We start from the raw sequence: 20,450 nt of genomic DNA, 5'->3' as shown, positions 1-20,450 counted from the left end.
CGGACCTTTAGGGGCAGTTTATCCCCCACCTAAACTTCTCGATTTTCTTAAGTTTTGAGGTGGGGTCTTACTTGCCCCTTAAGAGTGGGATAAATCATTCATTTTTTAAAAGGGAAATGATTTCGTCAGCAGAAACTGGTCGACTAAAGTAGTAGCCTTGCATTTCATTACATTGTTCTTCTTGTAAATAACACAGTGCTTCTTTATTTTCTACCCCTTCAGCGATCACTCGTAAACCTAAATTATGTGCCAAATTTATTATTGAAGATACAATTGCTCGATCGCCCTTATTATCAGGTAAATGATAAACAAAGGTTTGATCAATCTTTAAAGTAGTTATCGGAAATGTTTGCAAATAACTTAACGAAGAATACCCTGTACCAAAATCGTCGATAGCAATTTGAATTCCTAATTCTTTTAATTGGGTTAATGTCTCAACCGTTGCTTTAGTATTTTCTAATAAACTATTCTCTGTTATTTCTAGCTCTAATAAACTCGGGTTGACCCTAGTTTTTTCCAACAATTTTGATAAATCGTTTATAAAACTAGGATGTTGGAATTGTTTATTAGAAATATTAACACCCACTCTAATATTATCAAAGCCAAGCTGTTGCCACTTTTTAATTTCAGTAACCGCTTCTTTTAACACCCATTCTCCTAAGGGGATAATTAAACCAGTTTCTTCAGCAACTTGTATAAATTCTAAAGGCGGGATATAGCCTTTTTCTGGATGAAGCCAGCGAATAAGTGCCTCTACACCAACAATTTTATTCGTTTTTAAGTCAACCTGTGGTTGATAGTGCAGCATTAACTGATCGTTTGTTGTTAATGCTTTCCTTAATTCATTTTCTATTTGTAATTTTTTGACTAACTTCTTATTCATTTCATCGGTGTAGAACATATACGTATTTCTACCCTTTTCTTTAGCAGTGTACAATGCAATATCGGCATTTTTCACTAAATCTTCAGAGGTTTCGCCACATGATGGATAAGCGCTAATACCTATACTTATTGTTAGGTGTATATCAGCTTGTTTATATAAAAATGGACTTTCAAAATTTTTTAATAAGTATTGGCACGCTTTAACTACATCATCTTCTTTAAAATCATAAATGACTAATAAAAACTCATCGCCACCGAGATGATAAAGCACATAATCACCAATATAATTGGTTAACTCTACTTTTTTTAAACGGTGTGCTGCCAAAATTAATATATAATCCCCTACCTGGTAACCTAACGAATCATTTATATGTTTGAAATGATCCAAATCAATATACATTACTCCAACATTTTTATTTGTTTCCTTAGCCGTTTGTATATGTTGAGTTAAATTAAGATCCAACATTCTTCTGTTTGGTAAATTAGTGAGTGTGTCATGATAAGCCATATGTTGAACCGTTAATTCAGAATTTTTTAATTCTGTAATATCATTTACCGATCCAACTATTTCTTGTATTTCATTCTCTCGATAAAATGGCGAAAGTGTTATATACAAATGCTTATTATTATTTTTTAATTCAAACTTACTCTTCTTCCCTGTAAACGTTTTTTCTACATAGTATAAAAACTTATCTAAAATAACTGGCGGTAAAATTTTCGAAATAGAAGAGTGTAGAAAATTATCTTTATATATTCCAATTTCTTCTGCTAGTTTTCCAGCAATTAAAGTGAAAACATAATCTTTATTTATTTTCTTTAACTTAAATACAAAGTTATCTAAATTCCCCATCACTTGAAAGAAATCATTTTTAAGTAATCTTCGTCCTTGTTCTTCATAAAGCTTTCCTTCAGTTATATCCGTTCTAATTGATACGAATTTATATGGAATTCCATTCTCATCAAAATAAGGAAAAATGGAAGTTTTCACCCAATAGTAGGTTCGATCCTTTGCCCGATTTTTCACTTCACCATGCCAAACATTTCCACTAGTAATCGTTCTCCACATATCCGCATAAAAATCATCTGAGTGATGGTTAGATTTTAATATCCTGTGATTTTTCCCAATTAATTCTTCTCTCGAATATTTAGAAATTCTGCAAAATGTATCATTAACGCTTAAAATTGTACCGTTTTTATCTGTTGTTGCAACAATGGTTGATTGATCATGGGCATAACTAAGGTCAGATAACTCACCTAATATTTCTTCTACCATTTGACTTTTGATATTTAATTTTATTAGCTCACGCTTTAGTTCATAGACAAGATTTATCGATGTATTACGTTTAAATGTATTAATTAAATCCTTACTCAAAAAAATTCCCCCCTTGAGAAGAAAACTTCTTAACATAAAATATAGAGTATTTCGCTTTTATTGGTATAGTAAGTCTACCACTTATTTACCAATGTCGAAAAGTGTAATTATTTATCATAATAATTATTGAATCTTATAATTTCATTAATCCAGCGACATCATGCTATATCTAGTTGAAAACGCACCAATTCAGCTAGATATAGTAACATAGTCATGTAAATCTGTATAATAAAATTCATTAAATATTAAAGCATTTTTTGGATAAAACTATGAGTTAAGCTTATACTTGTACAAAAAAATTTATATTATTTATGAAGGTGAAGAAAGTGAAAAAATACTTATTATTAACTATTCTTTTTATCACACTATTTAGTCATTCAGCATCCGCTATCTCGCCAGAATTTCTAGAGGAAAAGTATCTACCTAAATTTGAGGAGATTGAAAGAAAAGCGATATTACAATTGAATTCATTAATTGATGAAGCCTTTGTAGAGTATCAAAATAAGAAAGAAAAAGGGGAAATAACGCTACCACTATTGTTCAATTATATAGAGCGAGGCAAAAAGTTAGAGGATGATGTGGAAATTGAATTTCAATCACTGCTTACACAAGTGAAAGCGGAAATAAAAGCCAATGATTTACCAGAAGATTTAACTTACCCTTATGAGAAATACTATATCAAATCCAAACGAAATAACAAACTAAAAATTTTAAAAAATATTACATTAGAAGGTCATAAAATTACTTTTTAGAAAAAGCTACTTAAAATACCCGTATCAACTGGCATCAGCCAAGCTTCAAAACAACATATATTTTTACCTACTTAAAAGGTGAATTCAAAGCCTTAGTTTCACGAGCTTTGAATTCACCTTTTATCGTAAAAATATATTTAATTATTAAATCAATGAGCTTTTTGAAATTTATTTACTAACTTTATTCCTAAGAAATACCCTATCAATATCATACTTAGCGCACCGATCACCATACTATACTCAACGAATGTTGGTGTGTAGCTTAACAACGTAACGGGAGCGTTTACTTCTGGTTTTAGCGATACGATTTGCCCTGCTGTTATGAGATTATGACGTGCAAATGCCATTCCAACTAACACCATTACACCGGCAGCCATTAAGCTCCGAGGATCTTTTACTGTTAGTACAATCAACAAAGGTAGTAAAAGACCTAATCCAAGTTCAAACACCCAAAAACTTATACTTAAACTACCTGTTAGCAAATACATTGTAGCTTCGTATCTTTCAGGAGATTGCCCAATCAAACCACTGAGTATATTCCAAATAGTTAAAATAAGAACAACGATTATAAACAATACTAATAATTTACTTAAATACGGAACGAGCTGTTCTCTAGTTCTCTCACTTGTGAAATAAAACAATATGAGTAATGCTGCCGCTCCAGTTAATAATGCCGTAAATATAAACAATATAGGTAAATAAGGTGAAGTCCAGAAAGCTCTTCCTGGCATCGTACCAAAAACGGCACCTAAATTACTTGTTGCTGCTAGCCCAGTAGTAATCGCTAGTACAGCAAATACTTTTACTGCCTTTTCTTTATTTATCATGTGGAAAAAAACTTCTGCAATTAAAAACACTAGGTAAATTCCATATAAGTAACCCATCCAAATAAACGCTGATTGGAAATTTGGAGACAGAACAGCATAAATTGCCAAGTTAAGAGGGTATTTAAGCTCTAGAGCAAGCACAATAAACGCTGTAGATAAAAATGTAATAGCCAAAATGATCGGCTTTATTCCCATATCTTCAAATTCTTTTGTGTTTGTAAACTTTGTGTCTCCAAAAACAAGACGTAGAATCCATACTCGGTGTCCTAATGTTGATAAGAGACATAAACCTGTACACCCAACAGCAAAGTATACATACGCAGAGATTAATAACCCCCATAGTACTTCATCGGTTGTACCCCATGCATGATGACCTTTAGCGAGTGTTACTATCGCACCATAAATAAATAAAGCAAGTAACACACCCGTTATCACTAGTAAAGGAGTTTGATTTTTGGGACTTTTCGGTAATATCGACTTTTGTTGAACGACTTCATTCATCTCCAGTTCCTCCTTTACTTATGTCTCACATAATAAATTTTCGGCTTCGTTCCAAGTTCAGGCTTTAATGGTTCGAGTCGACGTTCAATGATCGTTTTACTAATCTTACTGTTTACATCGTTTAAATCTCCAAAAATACGAGCATCGCGAGGGCATGCTTTCACACACGCTGGGTCCTTCCCTGCCTGTACAAACCCATCACAGAAATTACATTTTTCAGGTGTACCGAATTTTTCACTCCAAATTCTTGCGTTATAAGGACAAGCAGTGATACACCCTTTACAGCCAATACACTTCTTAGCATTCATAACCATGATACCTTGATCATTTAAATATGTTGCTCCAGTTGGACAAATTCTAGCACATGGAGCATTCTCACAATGATTGCATTGCGTAGTAATATTCTCTACAACGATATTAGGATACATTCCTCGTTCGTATTCCTTATAGAGCTTAATAAAATACTCACCTTCTGGCAGCTCATGTCTAGTAGCACAAGCTTCCTGACATAGACCACAGCCAATACATTTCGTATTATCAATGATCATACCAAATTTAACTTTTACGGTATTTCCATTAGAAGCTGTTACTAAACTAGTAAGTGATAATAAACCACTTGTAAGTAATGCTGCCCCAGAACATAAGGTTGCAGTCTTCTTTAAAAAAGCGCGACGTGAAACCTTTGTTTTCATCGTTTTCCCTCCTTTTAATTTTTCTTATAACAACAAAACTTTTATTCTAATAGGGTACTAAACATGATTAGTACCCTATTGTGTTAATCAATATTAAGAGCTACTGATTCCAAGGTTCAGCCCCAACAGATACTCTTTGACCTTTCTCTCTATATAGATCTTTTTCCCATGGCCAAATTGGTAGCCAATCCTCTTTTAGTGAAGCATCACCATCAACCTTTAGTGCCCAAATATATTGATCTGGGGACAACCCAAAGCTTCTGCCTTCCTCGTCAACATTAAAGATGTGCTGTTTGTTTGGCACACGGCCACCTTCATTTTTCCAGTTTCCGAATCCGTAACTATCCCAACCAGTTCTACCATCTAGAGCTTTCATCATTTCTTCAGACTCTAGCCCGTGACAGGTTAGACAATTAGCTATAGGTGTATCACCAAAAGTTCGTAAGTTATCTGGGTTATTTCCTACATTATGAGCATCATGACAATCAAAACAAGTCATAGAACCGTGGATCGTTTCTCCACCTTTAATATGATCTTGCAGGCGAATGTCCATGTCTTGTTGGTGGTCACGGCGACCTTTTCCATCAATAGAAACTTGACGATTACCCTCACCCCATGCTGGCCGCGTATATTGAATAATATTCAAATAGTCATTAAAATCATGAACACCTAACTGAAATCCACGGAAATCATTTGAACCATTTCCATACATAAGATTTGTTTGGTTTCGTGTATGACATTGTTCACAGACAAGTTTACGCGTATCAACATCACCATCCATTGTTACTGGGTTAATGATTGTACCTTCACGTAACGGATAATATACGTGCTCTAAACCTGGGCCGTGACAGGATTCGCAACTTACACGTGTATCTACAGTAAAAGTTTCTCTTAAATCCTCACGTTCCCCGTTAATATATTCCTCTTTTGCTTCTTCCCAAGCATCTGGATCGAATCCAGTAGTATGACAAGCGATGCACTGTTCTTGCCATGAACGCCATGTTCCGTATGTTTTAATTTCTTGTTTCGGAGTTAATTCTAGAAATAAGAAATTATATCCAGCCCGTTCTTTATTACCTTCAAACTGAACCTTTTCGGACTTATCCAAATTCCAACTAATTCCACCATCTTCAGTAGTTGCTAAGTAAGCTTCTTGCGGTGATCCATCGTAATAAACCATATATCGTTGCTTTCTTACACTACCTACTACATAATCAACTTCAGATAATTCATATTTCTTTGTGCTTAAATAAATGGTATTGCTGTCTTTTTGGTCAAGAATTAAATATGAATCCATTTGTTCCCACTGATCAAAAACCCAATCCCAAACATACTCGTAAGACCCAAGATTTGGCCCTTCCGTCGTTTTAGCAGTGTGCCAAGAAGTTTCCCATTTTTCGTATTTTTCTTCATGACAATCCATGCATCTTTCAGGACCTACAAACTTATCATAATAAGAACCATTTGTTATAAGGTCTACTACTTCTGCAGTTGGTTCTGTAGGAAATGTTGGCTTTACTGGTTGCCCTCCAACAGATGTATTGGTTTGACACCCTACAGCGAATACCACTAAAATTAATAAAACGATTGATAAAACCAATAACCGTATATTTTTCATATTTTCCCCTCCCTTTAGTAAATAAAATGATTGAAAATTATTGACCTACTGTTTTTCTTAGTAAGTCCTTGTTCATATTTTCACATATTATTACACAATCTGTTATCAGTGAAAGCCACCTTTTTACTTAGTCTAATCCCTGAATGATTTCAGAAAAATCACTACTTACCCCCTATAACAATCAGGGATTTCCCTGATAGACAAATAACCTGAACGTTTTAAAAATAAATAATGTGCTTGAATTAATCTTTTTCCAGTTCAAAAAATGAGTAAAGTCAGGGGAAAATCCCCTGACTTTACTCATTTATAGAAATTAGACCTTGCGCTACTGCATAGCGAACAAGTTCTGATCGTTTCTTTAAATTTAATTTTTCCGATATCCTGGCTTTATGTGTTTCAACAGTTTTGACACTAACATATAATTGATCAGCAATTTCTTGATACGTAAAACCTAAAGCAACGTACTTTAGTACTTGTTTTTCTCTCTTACTTAAAGGAGATTTCTTTGAATGATCTTCTTGCCTCTCCCCAAAAAAACCCTTTAATAGAAAGCTTGATAAGGTAGGATAAATGTAAGTTTCTCCTTGAAGTACAGTTCTTACAGCAGAAATCAATTCTGTATCAACCGCTTTTTTCAGTACATAGCCAGAAGCACCGGCCTTTAAAGCTTTCTTAAAATAATCCTCTTCAGAATACATCGTTAACATTAATATTTTCACTTTAGGGTGTGATAATTTAATTTGTTTTGTTGCTTCAATTCCCCCAATTCCAGGCATTGAAATATCCATCAGTATCAAATCCGGATTCCAAACGAAGACCTTTTCTACAGCTTCTTCACCACTTGAAACAGTACCTATTATCTCCCACTCGTTTATCTTTGACAGTAATAGCTGTATCCCAGATAATAAAACCCCATGATCATCAACTAGCATTATTTTCGGCTTCGCCACCCGTTTCATCTCCAATCATGATATCTTTCATGTATATTGTAGTTCCTATACCAGTGTTCGATTCAATCACTAGTTTTCCACCTATTGACTCTATTCTTTCCTGCATTCCTTTGAGTCCTAAATGATTCTTTGTTAATTTACCATTTAAGGTTTTATTTACGTCAAATCCTTCCCCATCATCTTCAATGATAACTGAAACTACTCCATTTATATGCTTTAAAATAATACTAATATTATCAGCATTTGCATGTCGGGCTGCATTTGTTAACGCTTCTTGAATAACACGATATATCGTAACCTCATATATAGAAGAAAGTCGCACATGTTTAAATCCAATTACTTGAATGTCAACATCAATTGTGAATTTTTTCATATATTCAATGACGTACTTTTTAATCGCTGGCATTAATCCTAAGTCATCAAGAACACTCGGCCTTAATGACCATGAAAGATAATGAACTTCATCGAGTGTACGTTGGGAAACCTCTTTAAGGTCAATAATCTCTTGTTGCATCGAAGGTGGTATATCATACTCCTCCAAAAGAGTTAATCCAACTATAATAGAAGTTATCGATTGACTCGTTTCATCATGTAATTCACGAGCAATCCGTTTTCTTTCTTCCTCTTGAGCAGTAATTACACGATCCAAAAGCTTTAATCGTAGTTCTTCTTTATATTTTATTTCCTTCCAAAGTTCAGCATTTTCAGCAATGACAGTAAGCTGCCTAGCAAAAGAGGTCAAAAACTTTACTGTTGTATCATCTGGATCATTTTCAAAACAGCATAAAATTTGACCAATTTTCTTCCCTTTTGTTTTAAAAGGAATGAAGAAATGCTTAGAATCTAAGACTACTTTTCCTTCAAAACTAGTACAATTTGTACACCATTTACTACCTTTATACGTAGAAAGACTTTCCCCACCAAGTAAGATGTCAATGAAACAACTGTTTAATCCAAGCTCCTCAATTAAACGTTCTGCTGTACTCTCTAGAAGTTTTTCAAAATGAGCAATATCCGTCGAACCAACAGCAAGTTGGTGTAGTAAGGAAAGTTCATTATTTCTCATTTTTAATACTTTTGTAAAACGATTATTTTCTTCTTTTTTATCATTTAAACGTTCGATCATTGTATTAATTTCTTTAGCAAGCATCCCTATTTCATCTTTACATTCTATATCTACTTTACAATCCAAATTTCCTTTTCCTACTTGTTGTGTTGTATGCATTAGTTGTGTTAAATCTCGATACATATATTTCGTTAATATGAATGCAATAACAAAGCCAAGCCCTCCAATAATAATTGTAGTCATAACAAGCATAAATGTAATTTCGTCAATGGTATTGTAAATTTGTTTTTCATTTAATCCTACTCTTACAAACCCAGCATCGCCAGAAAAAATAGGAGCAATCACATCGTGAATTTTTCCCGTTTCTGATTCAAATACAACTAACTGCGTATTTGTACTATCACCATTTGTATCTATCATATTTACATTTAAGAGTTCGTCTGACACTTCAAAATTAGATCCAAAAGTATGGATGATCATCTCAAAATTTTGATCGACAATAAAAATATATTCGATGTCTGGATTATTGCTCAATGTATCTTGTAATAAAGTATGAAAACTATAAATATCTCTTAAAATTATATGGTCAATACTTCTGGAACTAACATCACTAGCTATAGAAATAGCTCGGCGATCAAGGTCTTCACTAAGTTTCACAACCAAAATTTCCCTAAGTATGATTGTACTTGTCAATCCCATTAATAAAACTAACCCAATCGTAATACCAAGAATTTTTGTTTTTACACTTTTATTTTTTAAACTAGTAATAATAAATTGTACTGTTTTCTTCATTTTAAGTTCTCAATTTCTTCGAGGATTTGAGTAATCGGCTCATATAATTCTTTTTCAGGTAAATCAAAATAATCAAAGCTTAATTTATTTAAAGCAACTTTCCCTTTTTCATTTAGGTGCATGTTTAGTACAACATCAGTTAACTGTTTTATAAATTCATCATCGATATTGGGATTAACCACGATTGGTGATTGGCCAACATATTCACCTTCGCCAATAATAATTATATTATCAACGATTGGGTTATTTCCGCTCTTTAACTTTTCAAATATTGAACTATGTGTTGCTCCTGCGTCTACCAAACCATTTGATACTGCAATTATGGTATTATCATGACTATATGTGAAATAAGTGTTTGAAAAGTATTTATTAAAATCATTCTTACCTTTCATAATGTCGTATTTTGTTACAAGATATCCGGAATATGACAAGGGGTCGGAAAAAGCAAAGCTTTTATTATAAAGGTCCTCGAGGGAGTTTATTTCACTATTTTTTTGAGTAATGATATAGGAAGTAAACTTTTTTTCACCATTTATTACTGGCATGGCAATCTTTTTTAAAATCTCATCTCGACTACCAATAACAGCTAAATAAGAACAAACAATACCTGCATCAATTTCATTCCTTTCAAAAAGTTCTTTCATCTCTGAGTACGTTTGCGTTTGTATGATTTCAATTGGTCGTCCTAACTGTTCCTCTAAGTATTTCTTAAAATTATAGTATAAGCGATGCGTTTCTCTGATAGACATAATAGATACCACACCAAACCTTATTGGCTCTTCTTCGAGACTACCTACACTTACAGATTTATCTGAAAGTGGTGTATTAGTTAATTGGACAAACGTTTTGTTTTCACTCATTGAGCAAGAGGTCATTAAAATGACGATAATAATTTTAAAAAGTGAGAAAAATACTACTCTTAGTGTTTTCATTATTTCCCTCCTTGTCTAATAGGACAGAATTTTGTTAAAACAAGATAAGCGCAAGCGCCTTGGTCACGAGTTGCTCCTGTGCCACTCCGTTTGCTCTTTATAAAGCTGGATAAGCTGATCAACGAAGGATTCAAAGCATTTAATTGAAGTCAGTTGCTTGACTGAAGTGACCGAGCTCGTAGGCTGCTTGCGCTAGACAGTTTCCAAGTAAGAAATTTTATGCTTTCTACCTTGCAAAAAATAACTAATTAACGCACTAATTTTAGTATAGTAAAAAATAGTTTTTAGTGGTGGAAGTAAATTCAACAGTTTGATGAAAAAAGGTGCCCTGATATACTAATTCAGGGCACCTTTTTTTATTTATATCAAATTATTTTTTCTTGTTGCAATTTCTTCTTTAATGTTAAATACAAACGTTTCAAGTCCGACTGCTTCTGATTTTTGTTCACCATATTTGCGAACATTAACTGCATTCTCTTCAATTTCTTTGTCACCTAATACTAGAATGTAAGGTGTTTTCTTCATTTGTGCTTCGCGCATTTTATATCCCATTTTTTCATTACGTGTATCGATATGAACACGAACACCAACATCTTGGAGTTTTGCTTTCACTTCTTTTGCATAATCAAGATGAACTTCATTTACTGGGATGATTTCCACTTGAACCGGTGCTAACCATGTAGGGAATGCACCAGCAAAATGCTCGACTAAGATACCGAAGAAACGATCGATTGATCCATAAATAGCACGGTGAATAACGACTGGATGAACCTTTTGATTATTTTCATCTACATAAGTTAAATCAAACTTTTCAGGCATTTGGAAGTCGACCTGGATAGTTGCACATTGATGACTACGCTTAAGAGCATCTTTAATATGGAAGTCAATTTTTGGACCGTAAAAAGCTCCATCTCCCTCATTTAATTGGTATGGTAATTGAAGATCTTCTAATACATTACGAAGAGCATTTTCTGCCTGCTCCCATAATTTATCGTCACCCATTGAATTTTCAGGTCGAGTTGATAATTCAACAGAATATTCAAAACCAAACGTTTTGTAAATTTTATCAACTAACCCAAACACTTCTTTAATTTCTGACTCAATTTGCTGTGGTGTAACGAAAATGTGTGCATCATCTTGACAGAACGTACGAACACGGATCATACCATTTAGTGCTCCACTTAATTCATGACGATGTACTTGACCAAATTCAGCCATACGAATTGGTAAGTCACGATATGAATGAAGTTCATTTTTGAAAATTAGCATATGCCCCGGACAGTTCATAGGCTTCATTGCAAACTTTGTATTATCTACTTCTGAAAAATACATATTTTCATGGTAATGTTCCCAGTGACCAGATTGCTCCCAAAGACGTTGGTTCATCATGAAAGGTGTACGTACTTCATCATATCCAGCTTTTCTTTGTAATTCACGAGAAAAATCTTCTAACTCAGTTCGAACTATTTGTCCTTTAGGTAAATAAAACGGCATGCCAGGTGCTTCCTCTGAAAACATGAATAACTCTAATTCTTTTCCTAACTTACGATGGTCACGCTTCTGAGCTTCTTCAATGAAATGTAAGTACTCATCAAGTTCTGCTTGTTTAGGAAATGCTGTTCCATAAATCCTTTGAAGCATTTGGTTATCACTATTCCCACGCCAGTATGCCCCTGCAATACTCATTAATTTAAATGCTTTAATTTTTCCTGTTGAAGGTAAATGTGGACCACGACAAAGATCAAAAAATTCACCTTGTTCGTAAATAGATATTTCTTCTCCTTCAGGAAGTTCTCGAATTAACTCTAACTTTAAATGATCATTAATTTCTTCGTAAGTACTTAAGGCTGTTTCACGAGTGACAACGTTGCGCTCAATTTTCAAGTTCTCATTAATTATCTTTTTCATTTCTTTTTCGATTACTACTAAGTCTTCTGGTTTCAATACATGCTCCATATCAATATCGTAGTAGAAACCATTTTCAATTACTGGACCAATTCCTAATTTAATATCTGGATATAGGCGTTTTAATGCTTGAGCCATTAAATGAGCTGTACTATGGCGATATACTTCTAAACCTGCCTTAGAATCAAGAGTAACAATCTCAACTACTACATCCTCTGTAATTGGTAATAGTAAATCAACGACTTTATCATTAATTTTGCCTGCAACTGCTTTTTTCTTTAAACCTGGACTTATAGAAGCCGCAATATCTTCCGTTGTAACTCCTTTATCATATTCACGTACTGCTCCATCAGGGAAAGTTACTTTTATTTGTTCCATTTTGAACACTCCTTATTTAGATCTTAAAGAAAATTTTGGTAAAACAACAAAAAACACCCATCCCAACTAAAGGGACGAGTGTTGACTCGTGGTTCCACCCTCATTCTCGCAAATCAAGTTCAAAAATCAGGTAACTACGGACGTCGAATCTCTTTGTCAGCTTGCTAGTCTGCTACTCACCGCATTTTTTACGGTTCGTTGCTCATAGCTTCGCTTCCTTGACCTTCTTGTCTCTCGTTTTCCAATTTTTTCACCTAATGAAAAAGCGACTCATGAGAAAATAACGGTTGTAGCCGTCAGTAGATACTATTAATTCCCTACTGAAGTTCAGAGGTGGTAAGTGTTATTTTCGTGTTAGGAAGCTCTCAGCTACTACTCCCCTCTCTTTGAACCGTAAAATAATACTCATGTCCTCATCAAAACTGTTGTTGGATATAATTATCATATGTACGTATTATATGAATTTCTAAATAGAAAATCAAGTCCAATTGATTATTCCAACAACTAAAACTTCATTTTATGGCTATTTTTCCAAAAAAAATCTTTGTTATAAAGTTTCACTCGTTCTTGAAAGATATTTTGAATTGATTGCACAACCCCATTATTAACTTCATCACAATAGAGGTGAAGTTCCTTAGGAGCTATACTTACAAGCGGACTAATTACGATCTCTTGAATAGGGATCCCTTTTTCAAAAATTATTTCTCGATCTAAATACTGTTCAAGTTTTTCTTCAGATATTTGTTGAAAAAATTCATCAAAGAAAGTGTAACTCTCATCCAACAGAAGATGTACAGAATATAATTTAGGTGTACGCTTTTTTAAATAATACCTGAAACTTTCAATTAGGTTTTGATATTCTTGTTCTAGTTGATACTCATCAATTGACATTTCAACACAGTCTATGAGCCTATCTAAATAACTCTTTAATCGAAACGTTAAAAACGATTCATAATCAAACTGACAATTCCTCGTTAAAAAGGCCCTAAATGCATCATAAATTATGTTCTCACAAGTAAATAATTTTGTGACATTAGGAAGCTCTAACCGTTCTCCTGAAAGAATAGATTTAGCCATAGCTAATATTTGTGTTTGTTCCTCAGAGTCTTCAAAGTAAAAAACATTTTTTATAATATCTAACAGCCAAATTTCTTCTTTTGTTTCTATAACATGCTTTTTCAGTGCCTCAATTAATACTGGCTTTATTGTCTCTTGAAAATCAAACGATTCATCTACCTTAATAATCAAGCGATCACTAGCTAATGAAAGTTCGACAACTCCATTTCTGATAAAAGCATGGAGTCCAGCCTTAAAATATTTAAATAGCTTATAACGATCGAGCTTATTTTGTAAATATATCTCTATCAATGAAAGCCCCTCCCACAACAATTAGACGAAAACACTCCACCTAGTGTTCATTTTATCTTTACATGTATATGGGAGCTTATCCTAAAAAATGATTAAATGTTTTCAGAAAATCAATGCTTTCTAGCAAGAAAAGCGCAAGCGCCTTGGTCACGAACGATAGGCACTAGAAGGCCTTTGACAGAAGCCGCTCTTTGGCTTCCGAAAAGGCCTGAAGTGACCGAGCTCGTAGGCGCTGAAGCTAGACAGTTTCCAAATTAGAAATTTATAAATTCTGATTATGCAAGAAAAGCGCAAGCGCCTTGGTCACGAGCGATAGGCAGTTTCTAAGTTAGAAATTTATAAATTCTGGTTATATAAAGATAAAGGAGAAGTAGAAAAATAATCTACTTCTCCTCTCAAAAGTTAGTTTTGCATGATAAAATCTTTATCTGAGTTTTCTTCTTCTTTAAATAATCGAATTATTTCATACTTTGTATTACGTTGAGCTGGCACTTTTCCAGCTTCACGAATTAATCTTAAAATCAAATTAGTATTTACTTTATGAGTAGCACCTGCTGCCGATACTACATTCTCTTCCATCATTGTGCTACCGAAATCGTTACACCCATAGGATAAAGATTTCTTACCAATTTCTGGACCCATTGTAACCCATGAAGACTGGAAGTTAGAAATGTTATCGAGGAACAATCTTGATATTGCTAAGTTTTTCAAATACTCTTCTGGTGTTATCTTATCAGCTTTAAGGTTTGTATTATCCGGCTGGAACGTCCATGGAATAAAAGCTAAAAAACAGTTTGTCTCGTCTTGTGCATCACGAATACGTTGAAGATGTAACGCACGCTCATGGTATGATTCCCCAAAACCAATAACCATTGTAGCAGTACCATGCATACCAACTGTTTTTACCATCTTCATGCATTCAATCCATTTTTCCCAAGAACCTTTTTTCTTACTAATTTTTTGCCTAGTCCGATCATCTAGTATTTCCGCTCCACCGCCAGGAACTGAATCAAGACCTGCCTCTTTAAGCTGTAGCAATACTTCTTTTAAACTAAATCCTGAAACTTCAACCATTTTCCAAATTTCTGCTGGAGAAAATGAATGCATCGTAATTGTTGGAAAACGTTCTTTTATACCTTTTAATAAGTTAGTATAGTAGCTAAATGAAAGATCTGGATGTGTTCCACCTTGCATCAAAATCTCAGTTCCATTAACATCTAGCGTTTCTTGAATTTTATCAAAAATAACATCATCTTCTAATACATAGCCATCTTCATGTCCTGGCGGCCGATAAAAAGCACAAAAACGACAGTACGTATCACAGTAATTCGTATAGTTTATATTTCTACCAATAACAAATGTAGTTACTGGATCTGGATGAAACTTTTTCATCACTTCATTAGCAGCCGCTCCGATTTTCTCTACTTCATTACTTTCATATAAATAAATAGCATCTTCAATCGTTAATCGTTTACCATTAATTGCACGATCTAGAATATGATCTATAGTCATCAAAAAACCCCCAAATCTACGTAGATAAGTCCTAGAAAACGAAGGTTACACAAGTTTAAACCTTCGTAATTTTAATCTATTAACACTATATTAATAATTATAACTTTGAATATCGTAACATATTTTATTATAATCTAGAATCTAAAACTGAGAATTAGTTTAAAAGAATAGTTTATACACTAATTACCCCTTCTATTGATTCCTTCTACAGAAATCGGTTCAGCAAAATGCCGGATTCGTTCCATAATTCGCTTCGCTTTCAATTGTTCTATTCCACCTTTTTGAGAATACGATAGGTGTTCTTCAAGTTCTTCATAATCATAATTTGACGTGTATAGAGTCGGAAGTTTTTCTAGCATTCTATGTTGTAAAATAACACCTAAAATGTCATCTCTTACCCAACTTGACATTGTCTCAGCACCAAGATCGTCTAATATCAAAATAGGAGTACTTTTCACAATTTCTAATTTTTCATTATAAGACCCGTCATGAATACCACTTTTTAGCTCTCGGAAAAAATCAGGTGTATATACTAACATTGACGAAATATTTCTTTCTGCTAATTCATTTGCAATAGCTCCCATTATGAACGTTTTCCCGACACCGAATTTCCCATGTAGATACAGTCCTTTTCCATTTTCACCTGGATTTGTTGTTGTTGCAAATTCAACAGCTTTTGCAATTGCCACAAGTCTTGAACGATTATCTTGGTCAAGTTGATCAAAGGTAGCAGATAGTATTTCTTTAGGTACATATAAACTTTTAATTAGGGTTTGCTGACGTTTTCGTTCATCTGCACTTTTCTTTTTATCACAGACGTTATAACGAATCAATATTTGCCCACGTTCAGTATACAATTGTGGCTGATAGCCTCCCATCATATTAGAACATTCTTGCAAACTTGAACAATTTGTACAATTTTTACGCTCGTTACGAAACTCAAAAAGGCGAGATACATTACGGTCTAATTCATGTTCTGAGAGGGTAGGATTAGATTGGATAAAGTCCAAAATTAATTTATCAGATAGAACTTCATCTTTTAAACGTTGAAATCTATCTAAAATGTTAGTAGAGTTTTTCATTTTATGGAGCGTTTGCTGAATTGATTCCATTAGCTATCCCCCCTATTTCTTTGTAATTTTAATTGTTTAAACTTTGTCTCAAGTTCCTCTTTCATCTTAGAGATATCACCGTCTTCAACTAAGTTTTTCTCTTTTTTCTCTTCGATTAACCATTTAGGAAGTCGGTCTTTTTTAACATAGCGGTTATTGTTTTGGCGCTTTGTAGTTTGTTTTTCTTTCGTAACAGCTACCTCATTTTCGCCTTTTTCCAATTTTTCACGATTTATATATTCTTCTTTTGCCAAATCCATCGCTTCTTTTACTGTTTTTATATTTTTTCTAGCCCATTGCCCAGCAATTTTTTCAACATAAGATTTTATTAATTTCATGTTGTTAATCTCAAGTATATAATCTATGAGGACATTAACAACACCAGGCAGAAGCTTGTAATCTAGTATTAATGCTTCAACAATTTTCATATCTGTTAAAGGTACTCTCGCTCCATCAGTAGACTTACTTTCTAAAAGCGTTAATGGTGATACTGTTTCGTAATGTAAAATCATTTCTTCTTCTTCTGAGGTAGGAGCTTTTCCTGCCATTATCCTAAACTTTTCTGGATGGACTCGTAAACCTAGTGCTGGTGGCTCGCTTTCATGCGTAAACCGATACCAATTTTTCACCTTTACTCTTAACTCATCAAGATCAACAGTATCATTCTGTGTTAATGAATCCTGTACAATCTTACTCATTTCTAAAGGGTCAATTCTATACACAAAGGCTAAACGAACAATTGTATACTTTACTTTATTAGTTAATAATTTTGTTGGATTAATTAAATTCGATAAATGGGCTAATAATAACGAAAAGTCAAAAGCTTCTTCTAAAATAGTATAAGAACTTTCTCCTTTGTCATTAGTGATAATTTCTTTTTCTTCTACCAGTGTTAGTGAAGCTGCTAATTCACCTTGCTGAGATGAGATTTCAGAATGGTGTAATGATGTGAAAACATCACTAAATGAATGAGTAACTTCTTCAAAAACCTCATGATTTATTTTATCTAATGTAAATCGTTCCCTCAATTGAAGGTAGCGATGCTTCCCAACTCTATTATATAAATAAACACTAAGAACATCGTCTTTAAAAAATTCTAAAGGACTAAACGGCTTTTGCAATTCGTACAAATAAGTAATATCATCATCTTGCTTTTTCTTATAAACATTTAAAAGTCCAATTGCTTCTAACTTTTTTCTTTCCTCATAAATTTTATCTAAAGGAATTCCTAGCATTGTCATCAACGTCTTATGAGTCGTCTCTGTAGAAGTGTATTGATCATTTTCAAGTTCACTTAATAATGCAAAGTATATACTGTGAGCAACTGCTCCAATTAGCGGTTGATATAAGAGTGTAATAATTTTTTTATCTGCTTCATTAATGAAGCAGTTCATACGAACGACATATCGATCAACGGGTAATAAATGCATCCAATGTAACGTCATTCTCTAATCACCTGTATCTATAAATTTACTTATCTATTTTAACACTTTTTCTCTTAAACTTTAGATAAAAACGATTAATTTTTAAAGCCATTTCGGGAAAAAATGTACAAATCCTTCTAAAAAAGCCAATGAAACATGCAGTTACATAATAAATAATCTTTCATAAAAAAAAAGAGCTTAGATTATTATATCTTAAGCTCGCATTTATTTTTTTTCTGCCTTTTGTAGAAGATCTTTTAATTCATCGATAAAAACGTTAATATCTTTGAACTGGCGATAAACAGATGCAAAACGAACGTAGGCTACATCATCAATTTTGGCTAAGTATTCCATGACAATTTCACCAACATCTTCACTTTTCACTTCAGCTGAACCAGCACTTCTTAGCGCCTTCTCTACCTTACCGACAATATCTTCTAGTGTTTGTAAAGGAACAGGCCTTTTCTCACAGGCCCTAATAAGCCCACGTAGAATTTTTTCTTTACTAAACTCTTCCCTGTTACCATCTTTCTTAACAACTATTAGCGGTGTTTCTTCAACAGTTTCAAAGGTTGTAAAACGAAAATTACAGATTTCACATTCGCGCCTTCTTCTAATAGAACGCCCTTCATGACTTGGCCGTGAATCTAAAACCCGTGTTCCGTTATGATTACAGGTTGGACATCGCATACCTATCATCTCCAAAATTAGTTAAACGCAAAAAATCTCTTATGCGCCGTTTATTTTGTTCGTAATAATTGAAACAAGCTCATCGTCCAATTTTTCAATTAAATAAAATAAAATCATTGTTTTCGTAGGAGCAATTAAATTTATAGGAACTTGAACAATAAACTTAGCTTTCGTAATAATAAATCTTGTCCTTTAATCTTATATAAAAATGACAAGAAGTACAAGAAGAAGTTTAATGTGTAGAAGAACATCTAAACTTGCAGCTATTTCATAAGTTGATCACCTAAACCAGAACCAACATATTCTAATTGTTGATCAACTTTTTGATAAAGTGATTTAATTACTGTTGCACTATATCCAAAGTCCATAGGAAGAACAGTCTCAGTAGTAACTGCAAAATCAATGGCCGTTCTGTTCGGTGCTACCATAACAACTGTAGCAATGACGAATATTCTTTTCTTTCCAATACCATCAACAATAATCTCTCCACGGTCAACAGAACTTGACTTTACTTTAAAATTAGAATTTTGATGGAATATATTAAGTAATTCGTTAAAAGATTTATCTTTCATTGTCTTGTAGTATCTTGTTTGTAGTTCTTTATCTACATGTTTTTCCTTTGTCTCCGTGTGAGCAGAGATATACTTATTAATTTTATCTTTAATTCCCATATCCTCACCTCAATTAATTATGTATAGTTAAATTATAATTGAAAATATAGTAAATTGCTATTTAAGACTAAAAAAAGAGGTGTAAAATACACCGCTTAGCTTTTAATCAGTAATGACAAACTTTAAAAAGTTTTTCTGATCGTGTTTATTAAATGACAATCCTAAATAATTAATTAAGAGGTAGTTTCTGTATTCCTACAGTATACTACCTCTTAAATACACTTAATCGACAGAGATCTCAGACTAATAAAGTGATTTATTGATCACCATTTATAGAACATAATCGTATTAAGTTGATCTTTTCCGTTCACCGTTATATATTCGAGCTCTAGGGATAGGTCTCATCGAACTCTAAAATCCCATTCCACTTAGGTATTATCGTGAGAACAGAGTGCTTATGAGCGGGGTAAGCAATTCCACTTAATCAAAATAGTTACTAATTGTTCTTTTGTATCGCTTAGTAATCCATGATTGTGAATGACTTCGTCAGCCCACTTAATCTTTTCTTTTAATGGAAATTGAGCTTTCAGTCTGACTTCTACTTCCTCATCAGAAAACTGATCTCTATTTTGCAACCTCTTCCTTTGTAGGTCCTCATCAATATACACAAGAATAATTTTATCTACCAAATTAGTTAATTTACTTTCAAATAATAACGGAATATCAAGTACAATTGTTTTATATCCTTTTTCTTTTAGTTCCCCTACCCTGTTTTCCATTCGATTTCTTATCACCGGATGCAAAATCTCATTTAAAGCTGACCGTTTTTCCTCGTCATTAAAAACAATAGCACCAAGTTTTTTTCTATCTAAAGTACCATCACTGTTTGTAACCTCTATTCCGAAATTGTTCACAACCTTTTCATAAGCCTCTTCTCCAATTTGGACTACTTCTCTTGCTACAATATCAGCGTCAATAACTGGTATTCCCTCATCTTTTAGCATTTTAGACACTGTACTTTTACCACTGGCAATCCCACCAGTTAAACCAATAATCATGACAACTT

At 33.5% G+C, this 20,450-nt stretch carries 16 protein-coding genes and 1 other annotated feature; of the genes, 1 reads left to right on the top strand and 15 read right to left on the bottom strand.

Features of this window, described 5'->3' with window-relative positions; all coding sequences use genetic code 11:
- Positions 1–94: 94 nt before the first annotated feature.
- Positions 95–2,254 (bottom strand): sensor domain-containing protein, encoded by a 2,160-nt coding sequence (locus BKP45_RS11970; RefSeq protein ID WP_169824102.1) that lies wholly within the window; start codon positions 2,252–2,254, stop codon positions 95–97.
- Between the two features lie 326 nt (positions 2,255–2,580).
- Here BKP45_RS11970 and BKP45_RS11965 point away from each other — a divergent pair, with 326 nt between their 5' ends.
- A complete protein-coding gene (locus BKP45_RS11965) occupies positions 2,581–3,006 on the top strand; it encodes a hypothetical protein (RefSeq protein ID WP_071389907.1) in 426 nt (141 codons plus the stop codon).
- A 149-nt stretch (positions 3,007–3,155) separates the two neighbouring features.
- Here the strand turns inward: BKP45_RS11965 and nrfD are convergent, their stop codons facing one another.
- The 14 genes from nrfD to coaE form a co-directional block, all read right to left on the bottom strand.
- Positions 3,156–4,334: an NrfD/PsrC family molybdoenzyme membrane anchor subunit gene (nrfD, locus tag BKP45_RS11960; protein ID WP_071389906.1), complete on the bottom strand. Its 1,179-nt coding sequence runs from the start codon at positions 4,332–4,334 to the stop codon at positions 3,156–3,158.
- 14 nt (positions 4,335–4,348) lie between these two features.
- Positions 4,349–5,026 carry a 4Fe-4S dicluster domain-containing protein gene (locus BKP45_RS11955; protein WP_084787870.1) on the bottom strand — a complete coding sequence of 226 codons (678 nt, stop codon included), beginning with the start codon at positions 5,024–5,026 and terminating at the stop codon, positions 4,349–4,351.
- A 100-nt stretch (positions 5,027–5,126) separates the two neighbouring features.
- Complete coding sequence (locus BKP45_RS11950) at positions 5,127–6,644, bottom strand: multiheme c-type cytochrome (protein ID WP_071389905.1); 1,518 nt, start codon at positions 6,642–6,644, stop codon at positions 5,127–5,129.
- A gap of 296 nt (positions 6,645–6,940) precedes the next feature.
- Positions 6,941–7,594, bottom strand: coding sequence for a response regulator (locus BKP45_RS11945; protein ID WP_245747456.1), 654 nt, complete (start codon positions 7,592–7,594; stop codon positions 6,941–6,943).
- A complete protein-coding gene (locus tag BKP45_RS11940; RefSeq protein WP_071389903.1) occupies positions 7,566–9,452 on the bottom strand; it encodes a histidine kinase in 1,887 nt (628 codons plus the stop codon). Before BKP45_RS11940 ends, BKP45_RS11945 begins: the two co-directional genes overlap by 29 nt.
- On the bottom strand, positions 9,449–10,384 hold the full coding sequence (locus BKP45_RS11935) for a substrate-binding domain-containing protein (RefSeq protein WP_071389902.1): 936 nt from the start codon (positions 10,382–10,384) through the stop codon (positions 9,449–9,451). Before BKP45_RS11935 ends, BKP45_RS11940 begins: the two co-directional genes overlap by 4 nt.
- Positions 10,385–10,744: 360 nt before the next feature.
- Positions 10,745–12,667: a threonine--tRNA ligase gene (gene thrS / locus BKP45_RS11930; RefSeq protein ID WP_071389901.1), complete on the bottom strand. Its 1,923-nt coding sequence runs from the start codon at positions 12,665–12,667 to the stop codon at positions 10,745–10,747.
- A 67-nt stretch (positions 12,668–12,734) separates the two neighbouring features.
- Positions 12,735–13,096: a binding site (T-box leader), on the bottom strand.
- A gap of 75 nt (positions 13,097–13,171) precedes the next feature.
- Entirely contained in the window at positions 13,172–14,035 is an 864-nt protein-coding gene (gene ytxC / locus BKP45_RS11925; RefSeq protein ID WP_071389900.1) for a putative sporulation protein YtxC, read from the bottom strand.
- Positions 14,036–14,437: 402 nt separating this feature from the next.
- On the bottom strand, positions 14,438–15,547 hold the full coding sequence (gene mqnC, locus BKP45_RS11920) for a cyclic dehypoxanthinyl futalosine synthase (RefSeq protein WP_071389899.1): 1,110 nt from the start codon (positions 15,545–15,547) through the stop codon (positions 14,438–14,440).
- A gap of 179 nt (positions 15,548–15,726) precedes the next feature.
- Positions 15,727–16,659, bottom strand: coding sequence for a primosomal protein DnaI (dnaI, locus tag BKP45_RS11915; protein ID WP_071389898.1), 933 nt, complete (start codon positions 16,657–16,659; stop codon positions 15,727–15,729).
- Complete coding sequence (locus tag BKP45_RS11910; RefSeq protein WP_071389897.1) at positions 16,659–18,104, bottom strand: replication initiation and membrane attachment family protein; 1,446 nt, start codon at positions 18,102–18,104, stop codon at positions 16,659–16,661. Before BKP45_RS11910 ends, dnaI begins: the two co-directional genes overlap by 1 nt.
- Before the next feature lie 204 nt (positions 18,105–18,308).
- Positions 18,309–18,773, bottom strand: coding sequence for a transcriptional regulator NrdR (nrdR, locus tag BKP45_RS11905; protein ID WP_071389896.1), 465 nt, complete (start codon positions 18,771–18,773; stop codon positions 18,309–18,311).
- 263 nt (positions 18,774–19,036) lie between these two features.
- The gene (locus tag BKP45_RS11900; protein WP_071389895.1) at positions 19,037–19,444 is read right to left on the bottom strand and encodes a hypothetical protein; all 408 of its coding nucleotides are present in this window, start codon (positions 19,442–19,444) and stop codon (positions 19,037–19,039) included.
- A 395-nt stretch (positions 19,445–19,839) separates the two neighbouring features.
- Positions 19,840–20,442: a dephospho-CoA kinase gene (gene coaE, locus BKP45_RS11895; RefSeq protein ID WP_071389894.1), complete on the bottom strand. Its 603-nt coding sequence runs from the start codon at positions 20,440–20,442 to the stop codon at positions 19,840–19,842.
- Between the last annotated feature and the right edge of the window lie 8 nt (positions 20,443–20,450).

The sequence above is a fragment of the Anaerobacillus alkalidiazotrophicus genome (assembly GCF_001866055.1).
This window is presented reverse-complemented; position numbering and strand designations above follow the sequence as displayed.